This is a genomic window from Lutibacter sp., from assembly GCF_016342705.1.
Taxonomy (GTDB): Bacteria; Bacteroidota; Bacteroidia; order Flavobacteriales; family Flavobacteriaceae; genus Lutibacter.
In genome coordinates this window covers 126,205-138,419 of the sequence record NZ_JAEINV010000008.1, presented here as the reverse complement: position 1 = coordinate 138,419, position 12,215 = coordinate 126,205, and the positions used below count along the sequence as shown (strand labels likewise).

7 protein-coding genes and 1 tRNA gene are annotated in these 12,215 nt (G+C 31.9%); 1 reads left to right on the top strand and 7 read right to left on the bottom strand.

Features of this window, described 5'->3' with window-relative positions:
• Positions 1-59: 59 nt before the first annotated feature.
• The 3 genes from JEY78_RS09565 to JEY78_RS09555 are packed head-to-tail and all read right to left on the bottom strand — an operon-like array spanning position 60 to position 5,828.
• Positions 60-854 carry a hypothetical protein gene (locus JEY78_RS09565; RefSeq protein ID WP_291850144.1) on the bottom strand — a complete coding sequence of 265 codons (795 nt, stop codon included), beginning with the start codon at positions 852-854 and terminating at the stop codon, positions 60-62.
• A 28-nt stretch (positions 855-882) separates the two neighbouring features.
• Positions 883-2,589, bottom strand: coding sequence for a RagB/SusD family nutrient uptake outer membrane protein (locus tag JEY78_RS09560; RefSeq protein ID WP_291850141.1), 1,707 nt, complete (start codon positions 2,587-2,589; stop codon positions 883-885).
• Between the two features lie 20 nt (positions 2,590-2,609).
• The gene (locus JEY78_RS09555; protein WP_291850138.1) at positions 2,610-5,828 is read right to left on the bottom strand and encodes a TonB-dependent receptor; all 3,219 of its coding nucleotides are present in this window, start codon (positions 5,826-5,828) and stop codon (positions 2,610-2,612) included.
• 162 nt (positions 5,829-5,990) lie between these two features.
• On the opposite strand from JEY78_RS09555, the gene JEY78_RS09550 reads away from it, so the two are divergent.
• Positions 5,991-6,863, top strand: coding sequence for an AraC family transcriptional regulator (locus JEY78_RS09550; RefSeq protein ID WP_291850136.1), 873 nt, complete (start codon positions 5,991-5,993; stop codon positions 6,861-6,863).
• Positions 6,864-6,947: 84 nt separating this feature from the next.
• On the opposite strand, the gene JEY78_RS09545 is transcribed toward JEY78_RS09550, so the two are convergent.
• From JEY78_RS09545 to ftsZ, 4 genes are all read right to left on the bottom strand, one after another.
• The gene (locus tag JEY78_RS09545) at positions 6,948-9,383 is read right to left on the bottom strand and encodes a glycosyl transferase (protein ID WP_291850133.1); all 2,436 of its coding nucleotides are present in this window, start codon (positions 9,381-9,383) and stop codon (positions 6,948-6,950) included.
• Between the two features lie 257 nt (positions 9,384-9,640).
• A tRNA-Arg gene (locus JEY78_RS09540) sits at positions 9,641-9,714 on the bottom strand.
• A 16-nt stretch (positions 9,715-9,730) separates the two neighbouring features.
• A complete protein-coding gene (locus tag JEY78_RS09535; protein ID WP_291850130.1) occupies positions 9,731-10,180 on the bottom strand; it encodes a GatB/YqeY domain-containing protein in 450 nt (149 codons plus the stop codon).
• Positions 10,181-10,303: 123 nt separating this feature from the next.
• Complete coding sequence (gene ftsZ / locus JEY78_RS09530) at positions 10,304-12,202, bottom strand: cell division protein FtsZ (RefSeq protein WP_291850127.1); 1,899 nt, start codon at positions 12,200-12,202, stop codon at positions 10,304-10,306.
• Between the last annotated feature and the right edge of the window lie 13 nt (positions 12,203-12,215).

Below are 12,215 nucleotides of genomic sequence, written 5' to 3'. Positions count from 1 at the left end.
AATACGGATCTGAAGTGAATACCTATTAATTAAATTTAATTAAAAATTTATTTTTTTATTTATTCTGGTTTAAATACCCAAGTCCATCCTGTTCCATAAACCTCACTATTTGATACATATAAAAGAAGTTCATCTTCTGTAAGAGAAACAATTTCATAAATACCATCAGCATTTCCAGCACCTCCAGCTCTATTTCCACCCATTAGAGGTTGGTCTATAATTTGTAATTTTTTATTTGATACATCTAATACAAAACTTCCTGAGGCTCCTGAAGCTCCTGCATCAGAATAATATGTGTAGTTTGCAGCTCCATTTAAATCGAAATGCATTTTTCCATAAGGGTCAGGAGCGCAACAGTCTCCTGCATTCCACCATAAACTCCAAACATTTTCTACTCCTCCAGGGGCAGACATAAACCAAAAAGCTCCATTTCCAGGTGTACCTGCATAAACCCAAGTTTTACCCGCTGCTGTATCTTCACTTACCAAATCGTACCAATCTTGATCTAAGGCATTGTCTAACTGATCAATTTGTACGTCAATTGATTTTGAAAAGAATTCTGAACCTAAAGTTCCAGTAAAAGTGAAAGTAGCCTTTCCAGGGATTGGATAAATAAAAGTTATTTTATCTGTAAGTGCTTTTCCTAAATTATAATCCCAATAACCATTTATTCCAGGAGTTACTAAATCAAGTGTAATTTTATTACCACCCGGTGTACTCTGAGTTGCGATTAATTCAACTCCATCAACATCGGTAGAGTTTTCTAAATATTGCTCATCAATAATTGGTTCACAAGCGGATAGAATCAGCACTAGTGTAACAATCCAAAGATTTTTTATTTTATTAAAATTCATATCTAATTATTTTAAATTTAACTTAATATTACCAACCTGGATTTTGATTATAAATACCTCCTGAAAGACGTATTTCAGTTTCTGGGATTGGAACCAATCCTTTTATTTCTGTTCTATAATTTGCTTTATACGTAGCAGCTATTCCTGAATTTCTTACATTAATAGTTTCGCTAAAAGCTGTATCTACATCTCCCCAACGTACCAAATCAAACCAACGTAAACCTTCAAAAGAAAATTCATGTAAACGTTCCAGTTTTAAAGCATCTAAAGAATATCCAACAGCAGGTAAACCCGCTCTTGCACGTACAGCGTTCATACCATCTGCAGTTCCTGTAATTTCAGAATGCATTAACAATACATCTGCAAAACGCATAAAAATAAAATCTTGTGCATGCATTAACTGCATATCTGTATTCCCCCAGCCATATAACTGAACAAACATACCAACAATAGCTCCTGATGGATCAGGATGTTGAATTGCTATGTATTTTTTATTGAAATAACCAGTTTCATGATCGCCTTTGTCTGCTGAATATCCACCTGTTCCTTGGTCAGCTACCCCCATTGGTAATATAGAACCTTGTTTTCTAGGATCTGCATCGTCCCAAGTATTCCATAATTTTGGATTGATAGTTCCCCAACCCCAACCTTGACCGAAAGGAACCATTGAGTTATCTCTAATACCAAAAAATAAGGCCAATCTGTTTGTATAAATATTTCCATTACTCCATCCCCAATCACCGAAGGAGAAACGTTGCATAAACATAGTTTCATAATTTCCTGTACCAAAAGTTGGAGAAGTACCATCTTGACCTACCCAAGATAAACCTTCATTTGCAGCCCAAGGCAATACTGTTGTTCCAGCACTTTGGTTTACATAAGAATATGGCCATAAATTTCTAAAGTCAGGTGTTAATTTATATCCACTTCTACTAATACAATCATCTAAATATGTTTTAACATCAGATGCGCTTAAAGAACCTCCATCAACCAATGGTAAATCACTAGTAGATTGTCCTTCCATATTTGTCATATATCCAGTATAAAATAAATATACACGCCCTAAATAAGCTTGAGCTACCCATTTATTTGCATGACCATAGTCCGAAGTAGGCATAGCAGTAAATGGAGTATCTGGCATAGTTTCAATTGCTAGTTTTAAATCTGAAGCTATTTGGGCAAAAGTTTCAGAATACGTAGCTCTTGCCACATCTCTTGGAGAATCTATAGTTACAATTAAAGGCACGCCTCCAAAGAATTTAGCCAATCTAAAATAGTAAAATGCTCTCATAAACAAAGCTTCACCAATAGCTTGATTTTTAAATTGTTCTGCTAATTCTGGAGTATCAAAAAATGTTGAAAAATCAGCTTCAGCAGTTTTTTCAATAATTGCATTTGTTCTAGAAATACCGTTGTAACATTGCGTCCACATATCTCGATATGTATCTTCAGCAGGATCTTCAAAATTATCAACCCATTTTGCAGATTTATCATCTGGCCCACCTCCACCTAACATCATATCTGACATTAAGTTAGCCGCTAAAGCTTCATTACTATGTACATTTGCAGTATAAATTGCATTATAAACACCAGCCATTGCCTCCTCAATATCCGTAGGAGTTTTATAATAACTTTCCAAACTCTTTCCGTAGAGATTTGTAGTGTCCAATTCTTTTTCACAGCTGGTTACGAAAATCAGGCCTATGAAAGCTATAAAATATATTACTTTTTTCATTATTTTCATTTTATTTTAAATTAAAAATCAACACTTAGCCCGAACATTACAGTTCTTGCCTGAGGATATAGTCCAAGATCTACTCCTGATGCCCAACTTGCGTCGTGTCCAAAACGAACTTCAGGATCCATACCATCATACTTAGTAAACGTATATAAATTACTTACTGACATATATAATTTTGCATTTGAAATTGCTGCAAAATCAGCCAACTTATTTCCAAATTCATATCCAACAGTTAAATTATTAATTCTTAAATAATCCGCATTGTGCATAAAGATATCAGAAATATAATTTGTGTTTCTATTTGAAACAGAGCTTAAACGTGGCATTGTATTAGATGTTCCTTCACCATGCCAACGATCAAATACACCTGAAGTATAATTTTGTGTGAAATTATCAGCAAAAGATCTATAAGATTGCATTACCTGCATTCCAAATTTACCCGTTAAAGTTGTATTTGTATAAAAACCTTTATATGCAAAATTTAATTGAATACCCATTTCAAAATCTGGATTAGGGTCTCCTAAATACACTTTATCATCTTCATCTATTGCTCCATCTTGGTTTTGATCCACAAAACGAACATCTCCAGGGCGTTGATCTGCAAAATAAGGAGTGCCGCTTGGAGTTACATACGCATCAACCTCATCTTGATTTTGCAAAATTCCATCTGCTTCAAACCCATAGAAATATCCAATTGGTTGCCCTACTTGTACTCTTGAAATATAAGATGTTCCTTGTGATAATACATGGCTAGGTCCTAAAATAGATCCATCCGTATTTGCAATACGTGTAACCGTGTTTTTATTATGAGCTCCTGTTAATGTAGCTCCATATTTAAAATCACCTATTTCATCTTTCCAATTTAAAACAATTTCAATACCTTTATTTTCAATATCTCCACCATTAATATATGGAGCACCAGCACCAGATGTTCCTAAAATAGGAGCTTCTAACAACCAATCTTTAGTTGTTTTATTATACCAATCAAATGTCACTCCTAATCTAGAATCTAACAGATTAACATCAAAACCAATGTTTAATTGTTCAGAAGTTTCCCAAGTAACATCAGGATTTGTAACTTTTGCAGGATAAGCAGTTGTTCCTGAAACAGGTTTTGTATCTCCAAAGAAATATCCAGGGAAGACATATGCTATTTGAGATGAGTAAATAAAGTTATCAATTGATTGATTACCGTTTTGTCCCCAACTTGCTCTAACCTTAGCAAAATCTATAATATTAGAAGTGCTTTCCATAAAGTCTTCTTTAGTTAATAGCCAACCTGCTGAGAAAGATGGAAATGTACCCCATCTATTTCCTTTAGCAAAATTTGATGAACCATCCATACGAACAGTTGCAGACATTAAATATTTTTCTTTGAAATTGTATTGAGCTCTAGCCATATATGACATTAAGCCTCCACCTCCGGCAGCCCAATCAGCTCCCCAAGTATTTATATCACTTACAGAACCTGGACTTTCAGTATTATTAAGGTATGCATATTCAAATTGCCCTGGAAACAATAAATTATTTCTTGAACCACCAACCTCTGTATTTATTTGGTTTTGAAGTAATTCAGTACCTAATAAAGCATCAATTTGGTGATCACCAAATTGGCGTTTGTATGAAACTGTATTTGTCCAAGTAAAATTTGCTCCAAAATATTGGCTTTGAGACGCTCCGTTAGTTGCATCTGAATAAAGTGTACCTAAATGATATGTAGGGTTCATAGATCTACTATGTCCAAACCAAGAATCAATACCGTATGAAGACCTGAATTTTAAATCTTCTATTGGCTCAACTTCTAAAAATACGTTTCCTATTATTTTATTTCCTTTTCCAGTATTGTAATTATGACGATAAAACATTACAGCTAAAGGGTTTGTTTGACCTGTACTAATACCTTCTAAAGTTGGAGAAAATCCAAATTCATTGATATTTGAATCAATTGATTGTTGCCAATAAGCCGGCATAAAAGGATTTTGAACTAAAGCATTGTGTAAGTCATTCCAATAAATATTACCAGTTGCTACACTTCTATTTTCTTCATTAGTATAGGTAAAGTTTTCACCAACAGTAATAATAGCATGTTCTTCATTCTTTTTTAATACCATTTGAGTATTTAACCTTGCAGTAAGTCTTTTATATCCTGCACCTGTAATATCACCACCAATCATACCTTTTTGATCTAAATAAGATATCCCTAAAGAATAAATAATGTCTTCACTACCGCCAGTAATATTAAGTGCATAGTTTTGTATAGGAGCATCATTATTTGTAATTTCATCAATCCAATTGGTTCCTTCCCAACCATTTTGAAGATTATCCCAAATTTCTTGACCATATTGATCTGCCACCGCTGGATAATTATTATTTAACCAAGAATTATTTTTAATCTTTGCTTCCCAATCAGTTGGTGCTAATCCATCATTTACTCGACCTTCATCCATTATATACATATATTCTTGTGCATTTAATGGATCTAGGTTTTTATAAATATTTTGAACACCATAATAAGAGTCAAAACTAATTTTTGCTGGAGCATTTTTACGCCCTTTAACTGTTGTAACTAAAACAACACCATTTGCAGCACGAGAACCATAAATAGCAGCTGAAGCAGCATCCTTTAAAACGTCAATTGATGCAATATCTGAAGAACTCAAATAATCTATACTCCCAACAGCTACACCGTCAACAATATATAAAGGATTTGAATTTCCAATAGTACCCAGTCCTCGGATTGTAACTCTTGTTCCTGCTCCCGGAGATCCATTATCCCTAGTTATACTAACCCCTGCAGTGGTACCTTGTAAAGCTTGCATTGCATTTCCTGTGTTAAGTGCCGCAATATCTTCACCTTTTACATTTACACTTGCTCCTGTTACTAAAGCTTTCTTTTGTGTACCATAACCTACAACTACAACTTCCTGTAGATTTTGCATGTCTTCTTCTAAAACAATTTTTAGTGGATTAAAATTTTGGATTGTAACTTCTTTAGATACGAAACCCAAATAAGAAAAAACAATTACTTGTTTTTCTTTAATACTCTGAAATAAGAAATCTCCATTAAAATCTGTAGTAACCCCTACGGTAGTTCCTTTTATTATTACTGAAACTCCAGGTAATGGTGTGCCATCTTTACCCGATACATTACCTGAAACACTTTGCGCTTGTACAAATATACCTAGCAAGAGAATCCCAAGAAAAATAATTTTTTTTAAATTTTGAATTTTCATAAAATATTTGGTTTAATTATTCTTTTTTGCCTAAATTCATACTATTATGAATAGTAGCTCATACAAAGTTATTACATATGTTAAATAATTGTTAATCATATTTTGTCATTTATTTGTATATTTTCATTAACTATGTGTTTTAAAACACAATTTTAAATAATTATGATACAAAATGCTCATAGAGAAATTACACGACTAATTCCTGAAGATAGTTTTTTAGTAGAAGAAAGAGTAAAAGATGATTTTGATTTCCCTATTCACTTTCATCCTGAAATTGAAATGAATTTTATTTTTAAAGGAAAAGGCGTTAGACGAATTATTGGAGATCATACTGCTGAAATTGATGAACTAGAATTGGTGTTGGTTGGCCCAAATTTGGTTCATGGTTGGGAATTGCACAAATGTACTTGTAAAGAAATTTATGAAATTACTATTCATATTCATCCAGATTTATTTAATGAAAAAACGTTGGCAAGAAGAATATTTAAGCCTATAAAAGATATGTTTAATAGAGGTAAACATGGTATTTTGTTTTCTAAAGAAACTACCATTAAAGTAATGCCTCGCTTAATGGCTTTAACTAGAATTTCTGGAATTAGTTACTATTTAGAGTTTATTTCAATTTTAGATGAATTGGCTAAATCTACAGAACAAAAATTACTATCAAACTCTTCTGCTGTTAAAGAAGATTTTCATAATAGCGATAAAATAAAAAAAGTGTACGATTATATTCAGAACAATTTTACTAAAACAATTACTTTAAAAGAAATTTCTGAACTAGTAAATATGAGTCCAGTTTCATTTAATAGATTTATGAAAAGTAGAACTGGAAAAACATTTATTACTTATGTAAATAATACCAGAATTAGTTTTGCAACAAGATGGCTTTTGGAAACTGATTTAAGTATTGGAGAAATAGGCTTTAAATGTGGATTTAACAATATTGCCAATTTTAACCGCTTATTTAAAAAAGCTAAAAACTGCACTCCAAAAGAATTTAAAGAAGAATTTGTTGGTGTTAAAAAAGTATTATAATTTGTGTTTTTTGCATAAAAAAAACTCTCTCAGATTTTATCTAAGAGAGTTTTAAATAAACAAATCAAACTTAATTAAAATTTATTAGCCCATTATTACTGTTATAGCATGTTCTTTATTAGCTTCTAGAATTGGAATAATGTTTGAACCAATTTTCTCACCATTTACAATTAATTGTTGTATTCCTTTACTAACATTGTTTGGGTTTAAAACTTCAATATTATAAGTAGCTCCTCTAAATTTTCTACTCATTTTAAACCTATTCCACTTTGAAGGAATACAAGGATTTACTAAAAGTCCATAATACATTGGTTTAATACCTAAAATATATTGTGTAATTGCATAAAAATTCCAAGATGCCGTTCCAGACAGCCAAGAATTTTTAGCTTCGCCAGGTTTTGAAGCTTCTTTACCTGCAATCATTTGGCAATATACATAAGGTTCAACTTTATGTAATTCTGAAATTTCTTCTAAATAACTAGGTGCTATTTTAGAATAATATTCAAACGCTTTATCACCTCTTCCAATCTTAGTTTCCGCAATCATAACCCAAGGATTGTTATGGCAAAAGATTCCTCCGTTTTCTTTATAACCAGCTGGATATGTAGAAATTTCGCCGTATTCAATATAATACTTAGAAAAAGCCGGGCTATTTAATACAATTCCGTAATCACAATTTAAATGTTCATCAACAGCATTTAATGATTTTTCTACTAAACCATCTTCAATACCAATTTCGGCCATACTGCACCAACCTTGAGATTCTATAAATATTTTTCCTTCTTCATTTTCATTAGAACCAACTTTTTTTCCAAAATAATCGTATGCTCTTAAAAACCAATCACCATCCCAACCATGTTTTTTAACAGCTTCAATCATGTTATCTACATGAATTTGCGCCTCATTTGCCTCTTCATCATTACCAATTTGCTTACATAAATCTATATATTCTTTACCGTACACAACAAAAAGTCCTGCAATCATTAAAGATTCTGCTTGTCCGTCTTTTTTGTTTCCGGTAGTTTGGAAAGACTCGTTTGGATCTTTTGAAAAACAATTTAAGTTTAAACAATCATTCCAATCTGCTCTACCAATAAGTGGTAATTGATGAGGTCCCAAATTATTAACCACATGATAAAATGATGCTTTTAAATGCTCAAAATGTGGTTTTGCTCTTGTAATATCATTATCAAAAGGAACTAATTCATCCAATAAAGAAAAATCACCAGTTTCTTTAATATATTCAGTTGTTGAAAGGATTAACCATAGCGGATCATCATTAAAATTCCCACCTAAAATAGCATTCCCTTTTTTAGTTAATGGTTGATATTGGTGGTAACAAGAGCCATCTTCAAATTGTGTTGAGGCAATATCAACAATTCTTTCGCGTGCTCTTTCTGGGATTTGATGTACAAAACCAATTAAATCTTGATTAGAATCTCTAAAACCCATTCCACGGCCAATTCCTGATTCAAAAAATGACGCAGAACGAGACATATTAAAAGTAACCATACATTGATATTGATTCCAAATATTCACCATTCTATCTAATTTTTCATCATCAGATTGAATAGAAATTTTTCCTAATAAATCATCCCAATACACTTGCAACTCTTTATATGCAACTTTCACTTTTTCAACAGTATTGTATTTGGCAATCATTTCCTTTGCAGGTTTTTTGTTGATTACAGCTTTACTTTCCCATTTGTTATTTTCATCTACTTCCACATAACCCAACATAAAAATGTAATCTTTTTCTTCACCTGGCTGTAGCGTTACTTCAATATAATGCGAAGCAACTGGAGACCACCCATGTGCTTTAGAATTTGAAGGTTTTCCATTAGTAACAGCTTCTGGAGCATCAAAACCATTATATAATCCAATAAATGAATCTCTGTCAGTATCATAACCATTAATAGGCTCATTTACTGAGTAAAAAGCGTAATGATTTCGTCTTTCTTTAAATTCGGTTTTATGATAAATAACTGAATCTTCAATTTCAACTTCACCCGTACTAAAATTACGTTGAAAGTTGGTCATATCATCTTCAGCATTCCACAACGCCCATTCTATAAATGAATACAATTTTAAAGTTTTTACTTTTGAAGTTGTATTCTTTAAATTTACTTTTTGAATTTCACCCCAAAAACCAAGTGGAATAAATTGTAGTACTTCTGCCTGAACACCATTTTTGGAACTTTTGAATTTAGTATAACTCATTCCGTGGCGGCATTCATAACTATCCAATTCGGTTTTTACAGGTTTCCATCCTGGAGACCATATTGTTTCCTCATCTTTAATATAAAAATATTTTCCTCCATCATCAATAGGTACATTATTATATCTGTATCTAGTTAACCTCCTAAATTTAGCATCTTTATAAAAAGTATAACCTCCTCCTGTATTGGAAGTTAGCGAGAAAAAATCTTCGTTTCCAAGATAATTAATCCACGGATAGGGAGTTTTAGGATTCGTAATTACATACTCTCTATTTGCATCATCAAAATGACCGTATTTCATGTTTAATATTGTATTTAATCTTTAAAATATCACTATTTACCATAACTATTTTCTGAAAATATTATGAAAAAAATAGCACTTTATACAAGTTCTAAAATTAACAATCCTATAGAATTCTTTTTGATACAATATTGTCATTTACACAAATAATTTGATAAAACTCATTTCCTTGAAATCTAAAGCTATTTAATATCATTCTTTATTTGTTGAAAAAGAAAAAACCCTTGAAAAATATAATTTCTCAAGGGTTTTACTAGTGACCTCGGTAGGATTCAAACCTACAACCGCTGGAGCCGAAATCCAGTGCGCTATTCAGTTGCGCCACGAGGCCAAATATTAATTTTTATCTAAGCCAATAATTGTTTTACAGCCATAGATATTGCTTTACCATCTGCTTTTCCAGCAAGTTCTTTAGAAGCCATACCCATAACAGTTCCCATGTCTTTCATTGAAGTTGCTCCAACTTTCTCAATAATTTTAGCAACAATGTTTTTAACAGCTTCATCACTCATTTGTTCTGGTAAAAACTGAGCTATTACTCCCACTTGTGCTAACTCAGGATCTGCTAAATCTTCTCTGCCTTGCTCAATATAAAGCGCTGCACTATCTTTTCTTTGTTTTACTAATTTTTGAAGTAATTTAATTTCATCTTCTGAATTAAATTTATCAGATGTACCTCCTTTAGTTTGCAATAAGAGCAATTCCGATTTAATGGCTCTTAATGATTCCAATGCTATGCTGTTTTTGGATTTCATAGCCTCTTTCATTTTATCCATTACCTTTTCTTGTAAACTCATAATCAAAATTATTTATTTGCGAAGATAAAAAAAAAGAACTCGAAATTCTCTAATTTTCATTAAAGATTTTCGAGTCCAAAACTTAGAAAACTTGTCTAAGGGCACTTGTCTTTGGGCAAAGTTTTAATCTACATTATCATGTAGAAATGAGTTGTTTGAACGGAATTGAATATCATCATTTTCATCAATATTTAAAGTAGTTCTAGACTGATTTAATTGTGATGAATGAGAGGTTTGATTTAATTCTACACCCATTCTTTTATAAGCTGGCTCTTTTTCTATTTCGTCAATATTTTTATTTACTTTATTTATAAACTTATAATTAAAGTTTTTCATTTTTTCTCTTCTTTCCGCAGCTCTTTTTTGCAATTCAGCAATTGTTAAATCTAACGGAGAAACCTCTTTATGATCAAAAACCTCGTGATCATTAATGCTAATTTTTGGTTCGGATTTATATTTTAAAGTAGGCTCATCAATTACTTTTTTCTCAATTGCAACAGGTTTTGAAGCTCTTGTAAGATTTTCTTCCAACTCTGTATAATCTTCTAAAGTAAAATATACATCTTCTTCAATTTTTTTAGGTTGAACTACTTGATGCGCAATTACTTCAATATTATTAATTACGGGTTCATTTACTTCTTTAACAGGTTCTTTTTTTGATTGAGAAATAGGCAAATCAAACGTAAATGAAATTTGCTTTTCTTCTGAAATTGGTTCAATTACTGGTTCTACCTTTTCTGATTTTACTTCAGTAATCACAAATTCCTCAAACTTTTTTGAAGAAATTTCTTCACAAACAACTTCAATGTTTTTAATAAACTCCGAGGTTTGTATTAAATCAAATTGAGGTTCTTCTTCTATTTCTTCTCCTAAATCATACACTATTTTTTCTTCTTTAATTTCAACAGCTGCAATAGGCTCATTTGTTGATTTTGAAGCATTATCTAGTAAATTTTTTTCAGAAAAATCATAGGATGCTTCTTGCTCATCATTAAGTGTATGAATTATTTTTTTGGCTTCAACATTTGAAATTTCATGTTGTTGATCTTTATTAAAACCGGTTGCAACAATGGTTACTGCAATAGCTTCTCCTAAGCTTTCATCTTCTCCAACACCCATAATAATGTTTACGTTAGATTTAGCTTCAGATTGAATATAATCGTTAATTTCTCCAATTTCATCAATGGTAATTTCATCTGTTCCAGAAACAATTAACAATAAGACATTTTTAGCGCCTGTGATCTTATTATCATTTAATAAAGGTGAATCTAATGCTTTAGAAATAGCTTCTTCAGATCTATTTATCCCAGATGCTGTTCCAGATCCCATTATAGCTGTTCCACTATTAGATAGTACGGTTTTTGCATCACGTAAATCTATGTTTTGAGTATAATGATGTGTAATAACTTCTGCAATACCTCTTGCTGCAGTTGATAAAACTTCATCAGCTTTTGAAAAACCTGCTTTAAAACCAAGATTTCCGTATACTTCTCTTAATTTATTGTTATTAATTACCACCAACGAGTCTACATATTCACGTAATTTTTCAATCCCTTTTTGAGCTTGTTCATTTCTAGTTTTTCCTTCAAAAGAAAATGGAATAGTAACAATACCAATAGTTAGTAAATCTAATTCTCTAGCAGCTTTAGCAATTACAGGAGCAGCACCCGTACCGGTTCCACCACCCATTCCAACGGTAATAAAAACCATTTTTGAATTTGAAGATAACATTTGCTTTATTTCTTCAATACTTTCTTTTGCAGCTTGTTCACCAACCTCAGGGTTTGCGCCAGCACCTAAACCTTCAGTTAAAGAAACTCCTAACTGAATTTTTGTTGGGATTGGGCTATTGTGCAATGCTTGAGCATCTGTATTGCAAATAACAAAATCTACTCCATCAATTCCTTGAGTATACATGTGATTAACGGCATTACTACCGCCACCACCTACTCCTATAACTTTAATAACGTTAGATTGATTTTTTGGTAAATCGAAGGAAATGTTGTTAAAATCTGTGCTCATAATATTTATTTGT

Excerpts from the sequence above, each read along its gene's own strand:
- JEY78_RS09555 (WP_291850138.1), bottom strand. The coding sequence starts at position 5,828 with ATGAAAATTCAAAATTTAAAAAAAATTATTTTTCTTGGGATTCTCTTG.
- JEY78_RS09550 (WP_291850136.1), top strand. The coding sequence starts at position 5,991 with ATGATACAAAATGCTCATAGAGAAATTACACGACTAATTCCTGAAGAT.
- JEY78_RS09565 (WP_291850144.1), bottom strand. The coding sequence starts at position 854 with ATGAATTTTAATAAAATAAAAAATCTTTGGATTGTTACACTAGTGCTG.
- JEY78_RS09545 (WP_291850133.1), bottom strand. The coding sequence starts at position 9,383 with ATGAAATACGGTCATTTTGATGATGCAAATAGAGAGTATGTAATTACG.
- ftsZ (WP_291850127.1), bottom strand. The coding sequence starts at position 12,202 with ATGAGCACAGATTTTAACAACATTTCCTTCGATTTACCAAAAAATCAA.
- JEY78_RS09560 (WP_291850141.1), bottom strand. The coding sequence starts at position 2,589 with ATGAAAAAAGTAATATATTTTATAGCTTTCATAGGCCTGATTTTCGTA.
- JEY78_RS09535 (WP_291850130.1), bottom strand. The coding sequence starts at position 10,180 with ATGAGTTTACAAGAAAAGGTAATGGATAAAATGAAAGAGGCTATGAAA.